This window comes from Pedobacter roseus, assembly GCF_014395225.1.
Taxonomy (GTDB): domain Bacteria; phylum Bacteroidota; class Bacteroidia; order Sphingobacteriales; family Sphingobacteriaceae; genus Pedobacter; species Pedobacter roseus.
The window spans coordinates 613,222-635,738 of the sequence record NZ_CP060723.1 but is presented as its reverse complement, the minus strand read 5'-3'; the positions used below and the strand labels follow the sequence as shown (position 1 = coordinate 635,738).

The 22,517-nt window shown below is 39.1% G+C and carries 18 protein-coding genes; 10 read left to right on the top strand and 8 right to left on the bottom strand.

Annotated features, from left to right (window positions below):
* Nucleotides 1–35 precede the first annotated feature (35 nt).
* Nucleotides 36–3,191, top strand: a complete 3,156-nt coding sequence (locus tag H9L23_RS02810) for a SusC/RagA family TonB-linked outer membrane protein (protein ID WP_223191034.1) — start codon at nt 36–38, stop codon at nt 3,189–3,191.
* 11 nt (nt 3,192–3,202) lie between these two features.
* A complete protein-coding gene (locus H9L23_RS02805; RefSeq protein ID WP_187593573.1) occupies nt 3,203–4,780 on the top strand; it encodes a SusD/RagB family nutrient-binding outer membrane lipoprotein in 1,578 nt (525 codons plus the stop codon).
* A 79-nt stretch (nt 4,781–4,859) separates the two neighbouring features.
* Here H9L23_RS02805 and H9L23_RS02800 read toward each other — a convergent pair whose 3' ends face one another.
* The 3 genes from H9L23_RS02800 to H9L23_RS02790 form a co-directional block, all read right to left on the bottom strand.
* Nucleotides 4,860–6,053: a phosphoglycerate kinase gene (locus H9L23_RS02800; protein WP_187593572.1), complete on the bottom strand. Its 1,194-nt coding sequence runs from the start codon at nt 6,051–6,053 to the stop codon at nt 4,860–4,862.
* 6 nt (nt 6,054–6,059) lie between these two features.
* A complete protein-coding gene (locus H9L23_RS02795) occupies nt 6,060–6,497 on the bottom strand; it encodes a GNAT family N-acetyltransferase (protein WP_187593571.1) in 438 nt (145 codons plus the stop codon).
* A 149-nt stretch (nt 6,498–6,646) separates the two neighbouring features.
* Nucleotides 6,647–8,026: a sulfatase-like hydrolase/transferase gene (locus H9L23_RS02790; protein ID WP_187593570.1), complete on the bottom strand. Its 1,380-nt coding sequence runs from the start codon at nt 8,024–8,026 to the stop codon at nt 6,647–6,649.
* Nucleotides 8,027–8,209: 183 nt separating this feature from the next.
* Here H9L23_RS02790 and H9L23_RS02785 point away from each other — a divergent pair, with 183 nt between their 5' ends.
* Nucleotides 8,210–8,599 (top strand): DoxX family protein, encoded by a 390-nt coding sequence (locus H9L23_RS02785; protein ID WP_187593569.1) that lies wholly within the window; start codon nt 8,210–8,212, stop codon nt 8,597–8,599.
* A gap of 2 nt (nt 8,600–8,601) precedes the next feature.
* On the opposite strand, the gene gap is transcribed toward H9L23_RS02785, so the two are convergent.
* The 5 genes from gap to H9L23_RS02760 all read right to left on the bottom strand — a co-directional run bounded on the left by gap (nt 8,602) and on the right by H9L23_RS02760 (nt 13,655).
* Nucleotides 8,602–9,597, bottom strand: a complete 996-nt coding sequence (gene gap, locus H9L23_RS02780) for a type I glyceraldehyde-3-phosphate dehydrogenase (RefSeq protein WP_187593568.1) — start codon at nt 9,595–9,597, stop codon at nt 8,602–8,604.
* Between the two features lie 121 nt (nt 9,598–9,718).
* The gene (locus H9L23_RS02775; RefSeq protein ID WP_246474825.1) at nt 9,719–10,756 is read right to left on the bottom strand and encodes an MraY family glycosyltransferase; all 1,038 of its coding nucleotides are present in this window, start codon (nt 10,754–10,756) and stop codon (nt 9,719–9,721) included.
* Between the two features lie 223 nt (nt 10,757–10,979).
* Nucleotides 10,980–11,720 carry a glycosyltransferase family 2 protein gene (locus H9L23_RS02770; protein WP_187593567.1) on the bottom strand — a complete coding sequence of 247 codons (741 nt, stop codon included), beginning with the start codon at nt 11,718–11,720 and terminating at the stop codon, nt 10,980–10,982.
* A gap of 651 nt (nt 11,721–12,371) precedes the next feature.
* A complete protein-coding gene (locus H9L23_RS02765; protein WP_187593566.1) occupies nt 12,372–12,914 on the bottom strand; it encodes a hypothetical protein in 543 nt (180 codons plus the stop codon).
* A gap of 321 nt (nt 12,915–13,235) precedes the next feature.
* On the bottom strand, nt 13,236–13,655 hold the full coding sequence (locus H9L23_RS02760; protein WP_187593565.1) for a hypothetical protein: 420 nt from the start codon (nt 13,653–13,655) through the stop codon (nt 13,236–13,238).
* Between the two features lie 247 nt (nt 13,656–13,902).
* Here H9L23_RS02760 and H9L23_RS02755 point away from each other — a divergent pair, with 247 nt between their 5' ends.
* From H9L23_RS02755 to H9L23_RS02725, 7 genes are all read left to right on the top strand, one after another.
* On the top strand, nt 13,903–14,388 hold the full coding sequence (locus H9L23_RS02755) for a hypothetical protein (RefSeq protein ID WP_187593564.1): 486 nt from the start codon (nt 13,903–13,905) through the stop codon (nt 14,386–14,388).
* Nucleotides 14,389–14,814: 426 nt separating this feature from the next.
* Entirely contained in the window at nt 14,815–15,576 is a 762-nt protein-coding gene (locus tag H9L23_RS02750; protein ID WP_187593563.1) for a polysaccharide biosynthesis/export family protein, read from the top strand.
* Nucleotides 15,576–17,984 carry a GumC family protein gene (locus H9L23_RS02745; protein ID WP_187593562.1) on the top strand — a complete coding sequence of 803 codons (2,409 nt, stop codon included), beginning with the start codon at nt 15,576–15,578 and terminating at the stop codon, nt 17,982–17,984. The genes H9L23_RS02750 and H9L23_RS02745 overlap by 1 nt, the downstream gene beginning before the upstream one ends.
* Nucleotides 17,985–17,996: 12 nt before the next feature.
* Entirely contained in the window at nt 17,997–18,500 is a 504-nt protein-coding gene (locus H9L23_RS02740) for a UpxY family transcription antiterminator (protein ID WP_187593561.1), read from the top strand.
* A 190-nt stretch (nt 18,501–18,690) separates the two neighbouring features.
* The gene (gene asnB / locus H9L23_RS02735; RefSeq protein WP_187593560.1) at nt 18,691–20,478 is read left to right on the top strand and encodes an asparagine synthase (glutamine-hydrolyzing); all 1,788 of its coding nucleotides are present in this window, start codon (nt 18,691–18,693) and stop codon (nt 20,476–20,478) included.
* Nucleotides 20,468–21,658: a glycosyltransferase family 4 protein gene (locus H9L23_RS02730; RefSeq protein ID WP_187593559.1), complete on the top strand. Its 1,191-nt coding sequence runs from the start codon at nt 20,468–20,470 to the stop codon at nt 21,656–21,658. The genes asnB and H9L23_RS02730 overlap by 11 nt, the downstream gene beginning before the upstream one ends.
* The gene (locus tag H9L23_RS02725) at nt 21,651–22,505 is read left to right on the top strand and encodes an ABC transporter permease (protein ID WP_187593558.1); all 855 of its coding nucleotides are present in this window, start codon (nt 21,651–21,653) and stop codon (nt 22,503–22,505) included. Before H9L23_RS02730 ends, H9L23_RS02725 begins: the two co-directional genes overlap by 8 nt.
* Nucleotides 22,506–22,517 lie beyond the last annotated feature (12 nt).

The window sequence follows — 22,517 nt, the reverse complement described above, 5'->3', positions numbered from 1 at the left end:
TATTAAACTAAACTAAACCAACAAATTGTATGAAAATGAGGAAAATTTATTCCGCAATCAGCGCCCTAGAGATCAAATTTCCTAGCGCAACCAGAGGCCTGCGGAACCTGACACTCGTAGCTGTTGCTAGCCTTGGCTTACAAAATGCCGCCAAGGGCGAAGACATTGCAAGCAACAAAAAGATTATTCCAATTCCATTCGCCATGCTGAACCATCCTAATGGCATCAGCGAAAGGCTATCCAAAACGATTAGTGGATTAGTAACTGATGAAACAGGGCTTCCACTACCCGGCGCAACGGTGGTAGCCAAGGGAACCAATGCTAAAACACTCACGGGACCTGATGGAAAGTTCTTGTTAACCGTTCCCGATAACGCCACAGTATTGGTGGTTTCTTATATCGGAATGAATTCGCAGGAAGTAAACATCAGCAACCTGACCAATGTGACCATTAAGTTACTTCCATCAGGAAATTCGAATTTAAATGAAGTAGTGGTTACCGCTTTAGGTGTAAAAAGGGAAAAAAGGGCACTTACTTTTGCTGCTCAGCAACTCGCAGGCACCGAATTAACCAAGGCAGGAAGTCCGAATTTTATGGAGGCTTTGAGCGGTAAAGCTGCCGGCGTTGATGTGGGAATTAGTAACTCCGGCGTTGGCGGTTCGACAAAAACGGTACTAAGGGGTTCTAAATCAATTACAGGAAATAGTGAAGCACTGTTCGTTATTGATGGGGTTCCTGTTGTAAACAATAAAGGCGGGCAGCCGGGCTCTTATGGTGGCACCGATGGCGGCGATGGTCTTTCTGCATTAAACCAGGATGATTTTGAATCCGTTACCATCTTAAGGGGAGCAAACGGAGCCATTTTATATGGCAGCCAGGGTGCAAATGGCGTAATTTTAATCAACACTAAAAAAGGCCAGAACGGCAAAATCGCTATTGCTTTAAATTCTACCTTAAATTTTAGCCAGGCTGCGACATTACCTGAATTCCAGTTTAATTATGGCGCAATAGCCGGTAGCGATTACAGCTGGTCTAAAACGAAAGGAGATTATCAGAGCAACTACATTGATGATTTTTTTCAGACCGGAGTAAATACGATTAATTCAATATCGGTGTCCGGTGGGAATGAGCGGACAACCACCTATTTTTCTTACGGAAATAACAACGCATCAGGCATTGTGCCTACTAGTACTTATAATAAACATAATGTTACCTTAAGCCAGGAAACAAAATTATTTAATGATAAACTTACACTAAGTGGAAACGTGAGGTTCTCTTACGAGAAATCAAAGAACCGTCCGGGTGCAGGTTACTATAACAACCCGTTAACGGGGTTATATTTATTCGCCAGGGAAAGAAATTTTGATGATTACAAAACCAACTATCAAAAATTCAGCGACACCAGGAACCTGTATGTACAAAACTGGTATTCTACTGAAGAAAAACAGAACAACCCTTATTGGGAATTAAATAACGATCCTAAACTTTCTACCAGCAACAGGGTAATTGCAACGGCAAAAGCATCTTACGCATTTTTACCCCATTTTAAATTTGATGTACGTGGAAACATTGATTATAACGACAGGTTGTTAGACTACCGTTATGCGGCGGGTGGCAACTCGGTAAGCGTAAGTTCTAATGGTACATGGAATTACGCTAAATATAATGACAAGGCCTTATATGGTGATGCTATTGTAAGCTACGACAACAATTTTGGCAAATTCAGCTTGAATGGTGTAGCGGGAGGAAGTATCCAGGATTATACATTTAACGACGGGATGATTTTTGCTAATGGCACAACACCACTACAATACCCTAACTTTTTCAGTTTCTCAAACCTGCCTTATAACCTGGTGATCAACCAGACCTATAGCAGGGTTCAGAAACAAGGTTTATTTGCCAATGCGTCTTTAGGGTTCAAAGATATGATTTATGTAGATCTGTCAGGGCGTAATGACTGGGCCTCTACCCTGGCAACAACCGGGAACGACTCCTATTTTTATTATTCTGCGGGACTTTCTGCCGTAATCAGCCAGATGTTAAGCCTGCCGAAAGAAATTAGTTTCCTTAAATTAAGGGCATCTACCTCGCAGGTTGGAAATGAGGTACCCTATAACATCGTAAATCCTGGTAACGTAATCGGCGGTGCAGGTGGACCGAACGGTATCGGGGGAATTACCAGAAATACACAGACACCTTTTGCGACATTGGTACCTGAAAAAATAATCAGTAACGAAATTGGATTAGAAGGCCGCTTCCTAAACGATAGGTTAAGTATCGATTTTACCTATTATAAAAACACCAGTACCAATCAGTTTCTATCTTTGCCGGCTCCTTCTGGTTCGGGTTATACCTTTTACTACGTAAACGCGGGTAAAGTGACTAACCAGGGTTTTGAGCTGACATTGGGCGGAGATCCAATAAAAAACGAGAATTTCAAGTGGAATACAACAATTAACCTATCGCAGAACAAAAACAAGATCGTTGAACTGATCGCCGATAATCCTACTTATCAGGTAGGTAGCGATAGCGAAGGTTTTAATTCCATCATTAAAGCCGGCGGGTCTTTCAACGACTTATATATTTACAAATTTGCACGCAATGCATCGGGTCAGATTATCTTGGATGATGCTGGAAAACCAACTAAGGCTGCAACTCAGGAATATGTTGGAAATGTAAATCCAAATCTCATCACGGGGTGGAATAACACATTCACCTACAAAAACTTCAGTTTAAGCGCTTTGGTAGCGGCTAAGTTCGGCGGTGTTGCTTTTTCTAAAACTGAAGCTTTCCTTGATTCTTATGGCGTTAGCAAAAGAAGCGGCGAGGCTAGAGATGCAGGGAGTATCCCAATTAATGCCATTAAAGGCACTACCCCGCAAACCTCGATTGACCCTACGTTGTACTATTCAACAATCGGCGATAGAAATGGAATTATGGAGCCTTATGTATTCTCAAGGACCAATGTTCGTTTAGCGCAGGTATCACTTGCCTATACTGTTCCTGTTAAAGGTTCGGCAATTAAATCGGCATCTGTTTCCTTAATCGGCCGTAACTTATTTTTCTTCTATAAAAAATCACCTTTCGATCCAGAGCAAGCGATGAGTACAAGCAATAGCATGCAGGCAAACGACGTTTTTGCAGTACCTGGTACACGTTCTTACGGGCTAAATCTTAAGTTAAACTTCTAATATCTTAAATAATGAAAAAATTATGTTTAATGGTGCTTGCTTTGATCCTACTCAACTCCTGCACTAAGAATTTCGAAGAGATAAATACAAATCCGAATCAAATATCTGACAAGATGTTAGAGCAGGATTTTAACCTGGTTGGATCTTCCTTCTCGGGTATGTTATTTAACCTGATGGGGCACCAGATTGAAGAAGATCTGTGTTATGATAACTGGATGGGATATATGGGTACGCCAACCCCTTTTGTAGCGAATGTTAATAATACAACCTATTACCTGCGTTGGATTGATGCCTATTGGAACCGTATATACGGTAGCGTGATGTCTCCGTCAAAACAGGTAATAGAGCTTTCCGTAGAAAAAAAGCTGCCATTATTTGGCGATTGGGCTAAATTAGTGAGGATATTGGCGATATCTAAATTAACGGCCATTTACGGTCCTGTAATCTATTCGAACTATGGCACTGCAGGCTTAGGTTCTATCAAATACGACAAAGAGTCGGATTTGTACAACAATATGTTTACCCAGTTGGATCAGATCGAAACCAACTTCAAAGCCAACACCTCCTATATCGGCTTTACCAAATTCGATCCCAGCTATAAAGGAAACATCGCTTCATGGTTAAAATTACTCAATTCAGTACGACTGCGTTTGGCTATGCGCCTGGTTAAGGTTAGCCCTGCATTAGCGAAAACTCAAGGAGAAAAAGCCCTTGCCGATCCTGCCGGATTAATTACCACCAATGCCGAGAATTTTCTGATTTCGTTGAATGGGGAGGTTATGCCTGTTTCGATGATTAGTTTTGACTGGAACGATACCCGTATGGGCGCAACCATGGAATCATTTCTGGTAGGGCTGAAAGATGGTCGCATCACCAAATATTTTGCTGAGGTAAGTGATGCAACTTTAGCTGCTGACCATCCAACATACAAATATAAAGGTATCCGCGGAGGTGCTTACATCAATGCCAAAGATGACAGGGTACCATACTCAACGGTGAGCACAGATTTCAAATCTGCCCAGAACAGAAGAGGTTTTACCGCATCGGAAACTGCCTTTTTAAAAGCAGAAGCAGCTTTAAGGGGATGGGCAAATGCGGGGGATGCCAAAACAAATTATGAAAATGGGGTACGCCTCTCGTTTGCAGACTGGGGAGCAGCCGGTGTTGACGCCTACCTTGCTGATGCAACAAGCAAACCGATCAACTACGTCGACCCAAAAGACAGCAGGAATAATTTCACCGCACTTTCTACCATTACAGTAGCCTGGAATGCAGCTGATGGCAATGAACTGAAACTGGAAAAAATCATCACCCAAAAATACCTAGCTACTTTTACCAATACTTTAGAGGCCTGGGTAGATTTCAGGAGGACAGGTTATCCTAAAATCCCACACGTTGCCAAAAACGACAGCAGTCCGGATTGGGGTGTTATTGCCTCCGACCAATGGATAAAAAGGCTGGTTTTTGTGCCTGCAGAAAGAACTGGGAATGCTGCTGCTGTTGGAGAAGCTGCAACTTTTTTAAGCTCGGGCAAAGATGATATTGCCTCGCGCTTATGGTGGGATACCACCACAGCAAGTAATTTTTAAATTTTAAGATCATAAACAACAAGGCCCCTGCAGATTATTAATCCGCAGGGGCCTTATTGTTTATTTTAGATTTTTTGGTTTATCCGTTTATGGCTTTAACACCCGGCAATTCTTTACCTTCCATATATTCAAGCAAAGCACCACCACCGGTAGAAACATAGCTTACCTCATCTTCTAAACCAAATTTAGCAATCGCTGCAGCCGAATCGCCACCACCGATCAATGAGAAGGCACCGTTATCTTTAGTAGCCGCTACAACTGCTTCTGCAACTGCCTTGGTACCTACCTGGAAACTTTCCATTTCGAAAACACCCATCGGGCCGTTCCATAATAAAGTTTTAGAATTTTTGATGACATCCTGGAACAAAGCAACAGATTTAGGGCCGATATCCAGTCCCATCCAATCTGCAGGAATTTCACCAGAAGTCACATCTTTTTTATCTGCATCATTTGCAAAACGGTCGGCAATTACCGTATCAACAGGCAAAATCAGGTTTACCCCTTTGGCTTTTGCTTTTTCGATCAGTTCTAAAGAAAGTTCCTGTTTATCTGCTTCTAATAATGAAGTACCTATTTCCCCGCCTTGTGCTTTGGCGAAAGTATATGCCATACCACCACCAATAATCAGGTTATCTACTTTATCTAATAATTTTTCGATCAAAAGAATTTTGTCAGATACTTTAGCACCGCCCATAATGGCTGTAAATGGTCTTTCTGCATGGTTTAGGATTTTCTCTGCATTTTCCACTTCTGAAGCCATTAAATAACCAAAGTATTTTGCCTCAGGGAAAAACTGCGCAATAATTGAAGTTGAAGCATGTGCACGGTGTGCTGTACCAAAAGCGTCGTTTACGTAAACATCACCTAATTTTGATAATTTCTCGGCGAAGGCAACATCACCTTTTTCTTCTTCTTTGTAGAAGCGAAGGTTTTCCAACAATAAAACTTCACCTGGTTTTAAATCAGCTGCCTGATTTACCGCGCTTTCGCCAATACAATCGTCAGCAAATTTAACTTCAACACCTACCAAAGCAGATAAATCAGTTAAGATATGTTTTAACGAATATTTATCGGTCGGTCCATCTTTGGGACGGCCTAAGTGCGACATTAAAATAACTGAACCACCATCTTTTAAAATTTTAGAAATGGTTGGCAAAGCAGCCCTGATCCTTTTATCATCGGTGATATTAAATTCATCATCCAAAGGCACATTAAAATCTACCCTGATTAAGGCTTTTTTATCTTTAAAGTCGAACTGGTCAATTGTATTCATATTTAATTATTTTGATTTTAAGTTTAATTTCATTTCGTAATGGAACCCGATGCCGGGGATATCAAATTCAGGCGATTCGGTCGTAAAACCGATCTTTTTGTAAAACGCGGCCGCCGTTGAGCGGGCATTACACCATAAATAATCGGTATTGTATTCTTTGAGGTACTCAATGGCAAAAGTAACCAATGCAGCACCGCAGCCCTTCCCTCCTGCTTCGGGATGGGTAGCCATGCCGCGGAGCTGATAGCCCTCGCCTTCGTCAGGAAAAAAATCGTTGCGCATAAAAGTGGCAATGGATTTTATCTCTCCATCTTTTAAAAAGCCAAGGTGAAAGGTATCATAAGCCAAATCGCCATCGAAAACACATGCTTCAAATGGTTTGCCATTGCGTAAAACCAGGCTTCTTAAAGGTAGAACTTCTTCCGGGAGAATAAATTTGACCATACTTTTTTTATCAATTAGCTTATGCCTGATCTCAGGATATTGCTATAGAGTGCGCCGCAAACGTTTGCAAAGTTAATAAAGCAATTGAAACTCAATAATTATAATGCACAGAAAGTGCTAACATTTTGGGGACAAATTCCTTAAACCAGTTATTTTGCACCAAGCTTTGGAAGCGATTGCCACCAGGCCAGTAATTTATTTTTTAGTTCACCTGCTATGTCTGTCCTGCTTTCTGCCAGGTTATTGCTTTCCTTTTTATCCTTATTGATATTGTATAACTGGATATCACTGCCATCACTGTTCATTAACAGTTTCCACTCACCAGAGCGGACTGCCAGATTTGGGCTTTTATCAACCGGCCTGGGGTATTTGAAAGCAATATCATTTCGCCCGTACTCCCAGAACATCTCCCTGATTCTTGCCGAGGGATTTCCCATTAGCACGCTGCTCCGGTCAATACCATCTCCTTTATAACTGCCAGGCAATTTGATTCCGGCCATTTTAGAGAGTGAAGGCAAAAGATCCAGTGCATTCACAACCGATTGGTCATCGGTTTTACCCTGGGCGATGTGGCCAGGCCAGCTTATGATAAATGGCATCCTGGTGCCTCCCTCATAAAGTGAGAGTTTTGATCCCCTTAAACCTTCAGCCCTACTGCCCCTAAAACTTGGTAAAGGCCCGTTATCACTGGTAAAAATAACAATGGTATTTTGATCTGCCCCAAGCTGTTTCAATCCATCCAACAGCCTTCCAATCTGGACATCATATTCTTTCAACACCAGTTTAAATGCGGCTTCTTCTTCCGGATTCATTGGAAATTTGCCAGTATATTCCGTTTCGCTACGGGGTACCCAGGGCGTGTGCACATCATCCGGCCAAAGATTTACAAAGCAGGGCTGCTCAGGGTGCTGCTTTAAAAATTCGAGGGTTTTATCTACAAAATATTTGGTCCGGTCCCAACGTTTGATACTGTCTTTGTCAGACCATATCCAATCAGTTGCAGTTATTGCGGGATCAGGGTCCGGGCTTTCGTAAGTGCTGGCATGTGCATCAAAACCATACTGCTCAAATCCGGGTGCATTTTTAACATCACGTCCGCCGCCCATGTGCCATTTCCCGAAGTGGCCCGTTGCATAACCTGCAGCTTTGAAAAACTTAGCAAAGGTCGGCGCTTTAGGATCGAGGAAATCGGCCTGCTGGGCATTTTTGTTATGCTTTTTATTATCCAGGTAAGTACTAAAATTCCACCTGCCAGGATACATGCCCGTAAGTAATCCTGCCCTTGATGGAGAGCATATTGGTGCTGCGCTATAATACTGGGTTAGTTTTAAACCATTACCGGCAATACGATCTATATTCGGTGTGGGAACAAATTTTCCACCAAAAGCGCCAACATCGCTAAAACCCATATCATCGGTTAGGATAATAATGATATTTGTTGCCTTTGCTTTTTTGATCTGGGCATTCAGACCTGAGCACACCATCATCAGCAAAAGGCCTAAGCTCAAGAAAATAGCAAACCTATTCATACCTGTTTTTATTAGTCTAAATTGTTAAGTTTCCAGATTAAACTACCAAATCTATAGATTTAACTTTTACCATAATGTAATGAATTTGATAGGTAGAAACCCTTAACAACAATGGTCGCGATAAATTTTAAACAGATAGGCAGATTTATTGTTGAATAGTTATTAGCGCGTAATACACCGGTTATGAAAGAAGAAAACATTAAAACTACAGCAAGAATATTATTAGGGGCAGGTTTGATTACCGCCGGGATCGGTCATCTGACCTTTGCGCGTAAACCTTTCCAGGCACAGGTGCCGGATTGGGTTCCCTTAAAAAAAGATGATACAGTCGTATATTCGGGTTTTGTTGAAATTGCATTGGGCACAGCTTTAGTCCTTGCACCCAAAAAATATGAAGATTTAATCGGTAAAGTAGCTGCAGGTTTGTTTGTTGGCGTATTCCCTGGAAATATCTCCCAATACACCCATAAACGCAGCGCCTTCGGACTTAATACTGATAATAAACGACTTTTACGCCTGTTTTTTCAACCGGCATTGGTTTATTGGGCATTAAAATCTACTCAAAAACCTTAAAATCAACCTTTAGAAAGCGTTTCGATTTTTCTGACAACATCGATTAAACGGCTGCTGTAACCATATTCATTATCATACCAGCCTACTACCTTAACCAGATCGCCGACGATGGAGGTTAACAGGGAGTCGAATATACAGGAATGTGGATTATCGATGATATCAATAGATACGATCGGGTCTTCGGTATATTCCAGTAAGTTTTTGAGCTCATTTTCGGCAGCATTTTTAAAGGCGTCATTGATTTCTTCGATGGTTGTTTTCTTTTTCAAAAGACAAGTAAAATCTGTCAGTGAACCGTTTAAAACCGGAACCCTGATGCCAGCGCCACCCAAGCGTCCCTCAAGCTCCGGAAAAATATGGGTAATGGCTTTGGCTGCACCCGTTGTAGTTGGAATAATGGATGAAGATGCTGCCCTTGCCCTGCGCAGGTCCTTATGGTTCGCATCGTGCAGGTTCTGATCGCCCGTCATCGAGTGGATGGTGGTAATGTATCCTTCTTCTACCCCCCAGTTATCGTTCAGGATTTTGATCATCGGGGCAATATTGTTTGTGGTGCAGCTTGCGTTGGAGAGTATCGGACTTTTCAGATCGATCTGATCATCGTTAACACCCAATACCACCATTGGTATATCTTCTGCAGCTGGCGCAGAAATGAGTACCTGCTTTGCGCCTGCGGTAATGTGTTTTTCCGCCGCCGCTCTGGTCAGGTTTTTACCCGTACAATCAATCACCACATCAACCCGCAATGCTGACCATGGCAGCTCATCAGCTTCTTTTATAGCAAATACAGGAATAGAAAGCTGACCGATTACAAGCGAATCAGGCTTTGCTGAAACTTTACCTGCAAAAACACCGTGAACGGTATCGTATTTAAATAAATGGGCCATGGTTTTCGCGTCGGCAAGATCATTGATTGCCACCACTTCGAATCCCTCAGCCAATGCCAAGCGTAAAAATGTTCTTCCTATTCTACCAAAACCATTTATTGCCAGCCTCATTATATATAAAAATTAGAGCGCAAAATTAGTATTTATTTGTGAAAGCATAGTCCTTATAATATAAGATGGAAATGGAATGATAAAAAAGACAAAAAGCAGTAAAACCGGAAATAAACCAGCGCTATTTTTTTGCCTTTCGCAATAGGCTAATGGTGAGCACACTATTGAATACCATGCAGATACCGATAATGATGAGGATTAAAACGAAGTTCCCCAGATGCTGAAGGGCCATAGTGGCGGCGAGGATAATGATATTAAACCCTAAAGTAGAAAGGACGATCAGACTGGGTTTTAAACCCAGTTTTTCCAACCGGTGGTGAATGTGGTTACGGTCGCCCCTAAATGGCGATCTTCCTTTTATAATCCTTACCGTGAAAACCCTTAAAGAATCGAATATCGGTACAATCAATATCGATACTGCAATTGCGGGTGCAGAATAAAAGGCAGGATGGTTTTTGCCGGTAAACTTATTAAGTTCAATAAACTTGATGGCCAATGCCGCAGAAATAAGTCCGATGATCAAAGCCCCGGTATCGCCCATAAAAATCTTTGCCGGGTACCAGTTGTATTTTACAAATCCTCCCACCGCCCCTGCCAGTGCAAAAGCTATAAACGCATAAGGAATCTGTCCCATTAAGGAAAAAAGCAGGCCGAAAGTCAAACTGGTGAAAATACCTATTCCGCCTGCCAGTCCATCAATACCATCAATGAGGTTAAATGCATTGTTGAGGAAAATAATCAGCGCGATGGAAAAAAGTCCGCCGTAAATAGGTGCCATATCACCAATGCCCAGTACTCCATATAAACTGGTTAGGCGGAAAGCACCAAAGAATACGAGGATAAAGGCAACCACAATCTGCAGTACAAACTTGGTACTGGTATTGGTCCCATAAACATCATCCTTTAAACCCAATGCGGAGAGAATGATACTTGAAGCAATTAAAAAATTGGCTTCCCTAAAATTAATGATCGATGAGAAGAGCAGGATACTGATGGTGAAACTACCTACAATGGCCAAACCACCCAAACGGGAAATATTGCGTTTATGGGTTTTACGGTGCAGATCATTTTTATCGAAAAGCCCATACTTCAATGAAGTATAAATTACGCTTGGAATACTTAAAATTACAATAGAGAAGGCCAGTGTAAAAATGGCCAAATAAAAATAAATGGGACTTGTATGCAGGATGCGCTCAAACAAAATTTTCGGGACTTACAAGCAAAGATAAACATACTCCGATACATTAAAGGTGATTATATAATGTTTAACATGATATTAATCAAATCGCAACATAGATGGATAAAGCAGATATTCATTTTATTGTTCAGAGAATAGCTTTTCTACCTCAAGCGTACTTTTATAGTGCTTTCTTGTTAGAACACTAAAACTGGCCGAGTTTGCTGAGTTTCTTTTTAAACAACACAAAAAATGGATTTGGCACTTTGTTTCTTTTTAATGCCTTATAATCATTAATAAAAGCATAATACCTGCTTTTTAACGATTGATTGCTTAACCCACCCATCCGCATCTTCACCATTAACAGCGGCAGATATACTGTCTTTATTCGATGGGTATAAAAATACCGTAATATCAGTTCGTAATCGGCAGCAGTACCTAAATCAAGAGCATAGATTCCGTATTTTTCAAAAAGTTCCTTTCTAAGGTATAAAGTTGGATGAGCAGGCATCCACCCTCTTTTTAAATCAGTAAGGGTTGTTTGTTTTGACCGCCACTTTCTAATCACTTTATTTGTATCCGGATGAATATAATCCAGGTCACCATAAAGTCCATCAATTGTTGGATTGGCCATAAAAGTTTTCGCAACTGAAGTTAACACATCGTTACTTGCAAACATATCATCCGCATTCAAAACTCCGATAATATCACCTGCAGCTTTTTGAATCCCTTTATTAATGGCATCGTAAAGCCCTTTATCTTTCTCCGAAATAAAATAACCGATATGAGATTGGTTCTGACTAATGATACTCAGCGTTTTATCTGTTGATCCTCCGTCAATTACAATATATTCTACATCAGGATAATTCTGTTGGATCACAGAATTAAAACACTCCTGTAAAAAGGCTTCGCCATTATAAATTACGGTGATGAGGGATATTTTCATGACTTACCAAATGGGATTCTTTGGCTTTCTTTTGGGATGAAGGCAAAAAATTGTGGTAAATATAAGAAATTGAAATACCAACCTGGTGGTTTAAGCAGATTGAAAATTTGTCATGGTTTATTTCTTCTTCTAATTACAAATATACCGAAGAGACCAGCAGCGGCACCCAGGGTCCAGGAATAGTCGTCGAGATTGCATTGTACTGTTGGTATATAGGTAACCAGATCTCCATACAAACAATTTGAGCATACAGCCGCTAAGCCAGGCAATGACACAGATGGACTTCCATAAACGCAACCACCACTAGACTGAACAACAACATTACTCGCCCAACTCAATGTACAAGAAACATTTGTATTGATATTTGGATTTAGATTATATACATAGGACCCTAAACCCAAACTTATTCCTCCACCAAGATCAACACCCAAAAGATACTGTGTAGAACTAGTGTATATTACGTTTCCTCCCATTACCTTACACCCAGTTACTGTTCCTTGTGCATACGAAAGCACTGGAGCAACAAAGATTAAAACCCAAAAGTAGAAACTTCTCATGTATCATTTTTAGTGAATACACGAAGTTACTACTGTTAATAACTACAAACTACGTTCGTTTTGTTCAATAACTCGACTAAAGGTTTGTCTCTCACTATAATACAACTTGTCTTACTTTCCAAAAGCCAAAAAAGCCTAGCGGCAAAAGCATAAAGATAATGCTTTGATCTAATGGCAGGTTATTGGTGGGCGCATTGCAAGGATAGTTAGGATCGCTATTTGAATAATAAGCAGGATTATTATAACTATAGTCCAGTTCAAACCCCTCTCCAGTAGCACTTGTAATGTCGGCACTATATGATGTTACTGCGACACATCGATTTGCTGGAATATCTTTATAGTCACGAATTACTTCATTTACTGCAGGGTACGATACATTATTTTTAGTAAGTGCATCATAAACATTAATTGAGCCACATCTATAACCAGCCCAACCCTGGCCCCTGGCTATATTTACAATATTAGCATTGCTATAAACCTGCACGATAACATTACTGTTGCCATAATATGTGGACTGTCCAAGATAGATAGTGGCAACATTATCGCCAATATTACATCCTTTTCCAGTAGTTTGAGCAAATGATAGATTAAAAAAAGATCCTAAAATAAGGATAGAGACAGACAATAAAAACTTCATAAAAACCAAAAATCAGTAGCTTTAAAACTACATTTAATGCAAATATTGCAAATAAAAAGAGGCATATACCCCTCCTTTATTGACTTGGTTTTTGAAAAAGACATTAGAAAAATAAATCACAGCGCCTCTGGCTACTATAATTTGATCAAAAACTTAACCTAATGATAATTAAAGCGATATTCTATAAATTTAGGCAGGATTACCACCATAATCGAACTATTGACAATTATCATGAACAAAATGAACAGAGGATCTTAGTAAAATTATTAATTACGTCATTATCCTAATCCGCTGAGATGATAAAGCTCTTGGTTATGATGATTATGATTTGATTAGCTGTTTTGAAAAACTAAAAGATTGTTTTTTGAAAGACCAAACGCCAATAAGAGAAACCGGCAAGAGCAAAAAAACAACATAATCATCAATTGGCACCCCACATGGAGCTTGAAAAGTTTGTGAAACAGTATAAATCTGACCAGTATGCATCGAGTCGCCTAACAATGTGCAAGTTCCTTGCGATGATCCGGATATTGAAACGTAAGTATGTGGTCCACAAACCCCTTCATATAAAACAAAATTCACACCATTACCAGTTTTGTAAACGGTGCCGGAACTAACTGCATTGAAAACCTTACTGTAGTCAGGACTATCGTAATTTAAAACTAAACAGCCTGTTTGAGCGGTGGCAGTAAAAGAAATAGCAAAAAAAATTAAAGATAATAATATGGGTTTAGGCATCATTAGGAATAATTTGCCCTAAAGATTATAAAAAGCATTTTAAAAATACTCATAAGTAAATAAAATCATACAATAAATATTTTTTTTGATCATTATTTATGAGTATACGAGTGAATCAGGCAATATTTTATGCTATTTTCATAATATTCTATTACAGCAAGAATTTAACAATACCTTTTCAATTATAAAATCTTAGGGCTTAGCCTTATAAAATCTTATATTTGCAGCAATAGTCGTTTATTTCTAGAAGATGCGTAAATTTTTCGGTATAGCCGTTACAATAATTTGTATGGGTTTGTTGTGCAGTTTAAGTTGTTTGGCTTCAATTCCCAAAAGCAGTATTCCTGCACCCCCAAGCGGCTGCCTTGTTGGTGGCAGAATGTATACCAGGTACATTAGAACCGTATATATTGATGATCCAAATAACGCTAATAACGCTAATGAATATCGTTATATATTTAGCGATGATACTTCTGCCCCGGAAGGATGTGTAAGTGGTGGTAATGACTTTTACGGACCAAGCCCGGATGGCTCTAGTAACACAGTTGCGATTGGCTGTGACATTAACAAGCTCGATTATGCATCAACGGTGCACAATCCATCAAAAAATGGATTTACTATTGTATGTCCTTTAGATACAAATATTTATCTGTTACTCTTTTCTTCCTCAATGCTTGTTTTTTTTCATTTTAAAAGAAAGAACAATAATGTTACGCGCTACTCTCCAGAAAATTGAAATTGGACTAGAATATATCAATAAACAGGATGAAATCAAAGATCTTGATTTGATAAAAGCGTTTCAATAGATCGTGTATCTTAACGCTCAAATAGTGATGAAGCGAAATTTATTTCAACAACAACATTTTCAAAATTATTTTTGTCAAAACACAAGCATAATAACGATTTTTATGATTTCGTTACTTAAATGATGAAATACCTGTTTTTTCGCCAAATTGCAAATCATGATTATAAGTTCATATTTTTTTCTTATACTGTAAATAACTATTTTAAAGGTGGCCTGCTTCCACTTTAACTTTTTTTTAAGCATCTTTAACCCATATTTGAGTGTATTGCCATTGGCAATCCTGATACATCCCGATTCCTGATTATGATCCCAACAAAAGCAATTATAAAATTCCTTTGCATCTTATCTGTTTGCGCCATGTTTGTAAGCTGTGCCTCGCGTAAAGAGCATAGTCTGTTTAATGCGGCAAGTGATATTGTTACCGACACCATTAAACAGGTGTATGTGGTAAATGATCAGGGCATTAGTGATGCTTATTATAAAATAAAGGTGAATGATCAATTGGCGATCCGAAATTTGCAAAATAAAGAATTTGGCGCTAACACATCATCCAGCAATAGTACAGGATTCAATCAAACAGCAAGTGGAACCATTAATAACACACTTTCTTACCTGGTAGATACTGATGGAAAAGTAAACCTGCCCGCTATCGGTAAAGTAGAGGTGTTAGGCCTGAGCAGAAGGGATGCAGCAATAAAAATACAAGATCTATATGCCAAACAACTACTGCGCGATCCGATTATAGAACTTAGCGTGGTAAATTTAAAGGTTACCTTATTAGGCGAATTTGGCCGACAAGGTAATTTCTTACTGGAGCGGGAAAATACAACCCTCATTGACATTATTGGTGAAGCAGGTGGCATAAACAAAACAGCAGATCCTAAAACACTCAAAATCATCCGCGGTGACAGAAGTCATCCGGAAATCATCTATGTTAACCTAAATGATATCAATAGTTTGGCGAGTAAAAAGCTTGTGCTTCAAAATAACGACATCATTGTACTTCAGCAAACCAAAAGTGCTGCACTTAGCGAAAAGTTAACAAGTGTAAACAATATTGTACAGCCCTTTCTTGTAGTAGTCAATCTTGCTGTACTAATCTTTACCCTCACCCGCTAATGGATAATACGACACCAACCGAAAATAACAAGTTAGCCAGCCAGACCATTAATTATTGGAAAATTGCCCTGATTTTCCTGAGCAGATGGTATTGGGTTGCGGGAACAGTACTGATCAGTTTTATTCTGGCCTGGTTATACGTGCGCAGTATTACCCCTATTTATATTACTTCTGCTTCGCTAAAATTAGATGGCGATCAGCAGCAACAGATGGCTTCGCTTCCTGGTTCACCGATAAATTACCGTCCTTTTAATCAGAATCAGATACAGACTGAAGGGATTATTATGCGCTCGGAAGATGTAATTTTAAACGCGTTAAAAAATCTTGATTATAAAATCAGTTATTATTTAGAAGGAAGGGTACGCGTAACCGAACTTTATCCTAAACAACCTTTTCAGGTAGATATTTTAACCCAGGATTCTGTTAATTTCAGTAGGGCCACCTATTCGGTTAAACCAGTTGATAGCAAAACTTTCGAGTTATTCAGTAGCGACGATAATAACAAGAATGCAAAAAAATATCGGTATGGTCAGGCAATTAATGCCGGGAATATGGTATTCACGGTTAAAACCGAAATCCCTTCTGCCGGCAATTATAGTTTCAAATTCAACGGGGTTAGAGATTTGTATGGTAGGGCTGCAGGAGGATTAAACGTATTTGAACAGGAGAAAAACACCAATATCATGGGCGTTACCCATACGGACAGCAATCCGGTATTTTCTGCGAATGTGCTCAACGAGATCATCAAACAATATGTAAAGAATGATGCTCAGCTCAAAAAAAGATCAGCCAAACAAACCATTGATTATTTAGATAGCCAGATTGCATTTCTGGATGCACAGGTTAATAAATCAGGCAATAAACTCTCTGCTTTTCAAAGCAATAATAAACTAATCGATCCAAATAGCGACAAGCAAATAAGCAGTTCGAAACTTAGTAATTTACAAAACCAGATTGCCGAACTTCAATTGCAGGAACTTGGCATTCAACAATTAGAAACCCAGGTAAAAAACAATAAAGACCGAATACAACTTAACCTTAACCTGGAAGGTACCAATAGTACGCTGTTGACTGGTTTGATTACCCAACTTAACGGGCTTATTCTGAACCGGGAAAATAAATTACAAAATTTCAATGCCGATGCACAGCCTATTCAGGATATTAACCGACAGATTAATGAAGTAAAACAGGCCATTGTAACCAATATCCGGTTACTCCACGAGCGCAACCAAAAAACCATTAGTTATATTAACGGACAGATTGGCCAGGCCAATCAGGCACTTGGTAGCATACCGGCCAAACAAAATGATTTCGCCAAGTTGCAGAGTAACTTTGATATCAACCAACGGATGTTCTCGATGTTGTTTGAAAGAAAACTCTCAGCGCAGATCAGCTCTGCAGCGGTGATAGCCGGTGCTACCATTATCAGTGTAGCTCAGCCTTCTTTTTATCCTATTTCTCCGGTCCCTAAAAAGATTTATTCTTCTTACCTGTTTATGGGCTTATTTTCGGGCCTGGGCTTAATTTTATTGGTCAGGATTCTAAATCCGTATCTCTACGATATTGAAACCATCGAAGGCTTAACCGCAACACCGATTATTGGTGTAATTTTAAAATATCCGAAAAAGGTTCAGCCAGGTGAAAGTGTTTTATCAATTGAGCGGCCAAAATCAATATTTGCCGAATCCGTTAGATCTGTCAGAACAAACTTAAGCTTTATGGCAAGTGATCAGGATACCAAGGTAATCTGCATCACTTCTGAAGTTTCGGGTGAAGGAAAATCGTTCGTCAGCTTAAATCTTGCCGGTACACTCTCTATTATTGAGAAAAAAGTAATCATTATAGCTGCTGATTTACGTAAATCAAAACTTCACCATGCTTTTGGTTCTGATAACCGGATTGGTTTAAGCAGTTATTTATCTAAACAGGCTGGCTTATCCGATATTATCTTTACAGATGAAAGGCACAACATCGATTACATTACCTCGGGGCCGGTACCGCCAAACCCTTCAGAGCTTTTGCACCACAAAGCAATGGAAACACTCATCGAAAAACTTAGGGAAACCTATGAATATATCATTATAGATACAGCCCCCGTTGGACTGGTATCAGACTCGATACCGTTGATCAGAAAAGCGGATGTGAATCTTTTTATAATCCGTTCGGGTGTTTCGAAATTCAGGGCTGCAACCATCCCCGATCGCTTATCAAAAGAATACGGGCTTAATAACATTGCCATCATCTTAAATTCATTTGGTGATGAAAAATTACATGCCAATATCTACACCACTAACTATGCCCATAGCAATACAGGAACTTATTACTATTCGAATTATACCGGGTATGGAAAAAGTGGCTATTACGATGATGAAAAGAGCTGGTGGGAGTTTTGGAAGAAAAAAGGGTAAAGCTTAAGCTTAATGGTTGATCAAAATTACAGGTGGTATCCGGTTTATACGCGTTCGAGGGCAGAAAAAAAAGCTCATGAAGAATTAAACAGAAAAGGGATTTTAAGCTATTTACCTCTAAAAAAGACAGTTAAACAATGGAGCGATCGTAAAAAAATCGTAGAGGAGCCCTTGATAAAATCGTATCTGTTTGCTTATATTTCGGCTAAAGAATATGCTGAAGTTTTAATGACCAATGGTGTTGCCAGGTTTATTTATTTCTCCAGCCAAATCGCCTCTATCCCTGACCAACAAATTAATGATCTTAAACTCTTACTCGCTACAGATGCAGATCTTGAGCTTATTGATTATGATATAAAACCAGGAGAAAGAGTATTGATTAAGGCCGGGCCTTTTAAGGGGATAATTGCCGAACTGGTATCTTTACAAAACAAACAGCGTATTATTTTGCGTTTACAAAATATGGGCTATTCGATTAATATCAATACATCGATAGCTTTTGTAGAACCGTTGTAGAAATGTAAAAATAGAGTGGGGATGATGTGGAGATGGGTAAATAAAAGTTAAATTAATAAATACCGATGTTTAGGCACCGGTTTATTCATAAAAATAATCGGTTCATTTTGAATATAAAATGTGACTGAAAGGGCGAAGCTGTATCCAGCGCAATCTATAACATTGAAAATTCGTCGAGATCAAAATACTGATGTGCCGTATAGCAGGTATTATAAATAGCAAAAATTCTTTAGAAAAAGTTAACCAACAGGTAAAAGCCATGTGCGATAGTATGCAGCATGGCGGACCAGACGACCATGGTATCTACATGGCTGGTAACGAATCTGTTTGTTTGGGCAATCGGAGATTAGCTATTTTAGACCTCAGCAGCAATGGTCGCCAACCTTTGGTAAGCCATAAAGAAGATATTGCAATTACCTACAATGGCGAAATTTACAACTATCAAAAAATCAGGATTGAATTAATCAATTTAGGATATATATTCAAAACTCAAACAGATACGGAAGTAATACTTTATGCCTATCAACACTGGGGCGAAAGTGCTTTCGAAAGATTGGATGGGATTTTTGCTTTCTGTATTTATGATAAAAGGCAACAATGTGTGTATCTGGTTCGCGATCAGAATGGGATAAAGCCATTGTATTACCATTTTAACAATGAAACCTTAACTTTTGCTTCTGAAGTAAAAGCATTTAAATATGCCAATATCTCACAAGAGAATGAAAATTGGAGGATTTACTATCTTGCATTTGGTCATATTCCCGAACCTTACACCACGATAAAAAACGTCTATAGCTTGGGCAAAGGCTGTTTTCTAAAATATCATGTCAGAAGCGCCGAACACTTCATACAATCCTATCATGAATTTGAAAGCACTTCAAACATTAGAAATGAAAGTTATGCCATCGAGCTCATCCGCGAACAATTGAGGAACTCCATTAAACAGCAAATGATTTCTGATGTTGATGTTGGCGTACTGTTTAGCGGAGGTCTCGATTCGAGCATTATTACCATTTTGGCCAATCAGCATAATGGCAGAAAACTGTCGTGCATTTCGGCCAATTTTGATGAAATAGATTTTTCAGAAAACAAACAACGCAATAGCTTGCTTCAAAAAATTGAGGTACAAAAAATAGAAAAACTCATCACCTACCGCGATTTTGTACAGAATTTTGAGACCGTTTTAAGCAATATGGATCAGCCCACCAACGATGGGATTAACACCTGGTTTGTATGTAAAACGGCAAAAGAACAGGGAATTAAAGTGGTACTTTCTGGCCTTGGGGCCGACGAACTTTTTGGCGGGTACCCCTCTTTTGACCGGATCCATAAAATACAAAACTTAAACTGGTTAAGTAAAAGTGTTTTACGAAGCATGCGTTTCTCCAACAATACCAAGTACAAAAGATTATATTATCTCAGCCTAAATTCTCCCATTGGTGAGTATTTATGTTTGAGGGGCGTTTATTCTCCAGATGTAATAGCGGAGTTACTGGATATCGACATGCGAACCGTTATCGATTGCCTGGAAGAAATTCCACTGCAGCCCGGCATCAAAAAAACCAGTAACGAAACCCGGGCAAGCTGGTTCGAATTTAACATGTACATGCAAAATCAGTTATTAAAAGATACCGATTTTATGAGCATGAGCCATGGCGTTGAAGTGAGGGTCCCCTTTCTCGACCGCAAGTTTGTCGACCTTGTGCTTTCCATCTCAACAGAAATCAAATTCAGCTACGAACAAAAAAAGAAACTTTTGGTAGAGGCATATAAGGAAGATTTGCCGGTTGAAACATGGAAAAGATCTAAGATGGGTTTCACCTTCCCTTTTCAGGAGTGGATGAGGAAAAACAGCGATATTGCAGATCCATCACGCTACCACAACAAAAGGGCAAAATCGCTCATGAAAAGCTTTGGAGAAAACAAACTGCACTGGAGCTCAGCTTTAGCTTTATACCGGACTTACCATGCCAGTTAAAGTATTATTTTTAACACTTAAAACTTTTAGCTTAACAGGCGGCATTGAAAAAGTGTGTCGAAGTTTATCACGTGTTTTATACGATCTGAGCGAGGAAGAAATTGTTCAATCTACCGTATATTCGATGTACGATAAAAATACAGACCGCGATTCGAGGTACCTGAGCAAACAACAGTTTCAAGGTTTTGGCGGAAAAAAAGAAAGATTTGTAGTTCATTCTTTTTTAAGTGGATTAAAAGCCGACGTTATTTTACTCAGCCATATCCATTTAATCAATATTGTTTATTTCATTAAAAAAATACATCCCAATAAAAAAATATATCTGCTGGCTCATGGAATAGAGATATGGAAAAAATTGTCAGATCCTAAGCTAAAAATTTTAAACCAACTGGATAAAATCATCTGCGTCAGCAATTTTACTGCTCAAAAGATAATGGATATGCACCATATCCCAGTCGATAAAATTGAAATATTGAACAATTGCCTCGACCCATTTTATCACCTTTCTACACAGTTTGAAAAACCGAAAGAATTATTGAATAGGTACCGTTTAAATGATGAAAATATAATCTTGTTTTCATTATCACGCCTATCTTCTTCTGAAAAATATAAAGGATACGATCACACCATTGAGCTTTTACCGAACCTATTAGAAAAATATCCAACTCTGGTTTATTTATTAGGGGGTAAGTGGGATGCAATTGAGAAGAAAAGACTGGACGAACTGATCATCAACAATAACCTTCAGGATCACATTAGAATGGTCGGTTTTATTGATGAAACAGAAATTACCGAACACTTTTTACTGTCTGACATGTTTATCCTACCCAGTAAAAAAGAAGGTTTTGGGATTGTATTTATTGAAGCACTGGCCAGCGGCCTCAGGGTTATTGCAGGCAATAAAGATGGAAGTGTAGATGCGCTTAAGGGCGGAACGCTTGGTGTTCTCGTCGATCCCGATGATCAGGAAGGCATTTTAAACAGCATCTGCAATTTATTAAAGCATAAGCATACTGAAAGCGAAAAAAAGAAGTTACAGGAAAAATGCATGGAGACATTTGGATATGCACCTTACCTTCAATCTATAAAAAACTTGCTTTTAAACGGGGCGATCAATCCTACCCAAAAAGTAAATCTAGAACAATATACAGGAATTGATAAGCCAAAAATTTATGGTTAAAGAAGAGCAACAGTGGACCATTGAGGCTAAATCTTCCTTGCTCGACTTAAAGCTGAATGAGGTTTGGGCCTATCGGGATTTATTGGTACTATTGGTAAGAAGGGACTTTGTTTCCTTTTACAAACAGACTATTTTAGGCCCACTCTGGTTTTTTATTCAACCTTTATTTACCACAATCATCTTTACCTTTATATTTGGCAATTTAGCAGGTATATCAACAGATGGATTACCTAAACCCCTATTTTACATGGCAGGCATCACGGCCTGGAACTATTTTGCAGACTGTTTAACCAAAACATCTTCTGTTTTCAGAGATAATGCAGGTATTTTTGGCAAGGTTTATTTTCCTAGATTAATTATGCCTTTGAGTATAGTGGTGAGTAACCTGGTGCGTTTTGGAGTACAAATGCTTTTGTTTCTCATTTTAATGGCTTATTATTATTTCGCTGGTGCCAACTTTAACATAAGCTGGGCAATTTGCCTATTTCCAGTCATCGTAGTATTAATGGCTTTATTGGGTTTGGGTGCAGGAATGATTATTTCTGCTATGACCACAAAGTATAGGGATCTTGCATTCCTGATCAGTTTTGGTGTACAGTTATTGATGTATGCCACCACGGTAATTTACCCTTTATCTGAGGCGATAAACAAATATCCTGCTTACGCCTGGATAATCGAATATAATTCAATGACTCCTATTATAGAAACATTTCGGTATGGTTTTCTTGGCGAAGGCAGCTTTAGCTGGTTTAGTTTAGGCTATGCAACGATTGTTACGATTTTTTTATTGTTGATTGGTACAGTAGTTTTCAATAAAGTAGAGCGCAATTTTGTTGATACGGTATAAATGGGAAATCGA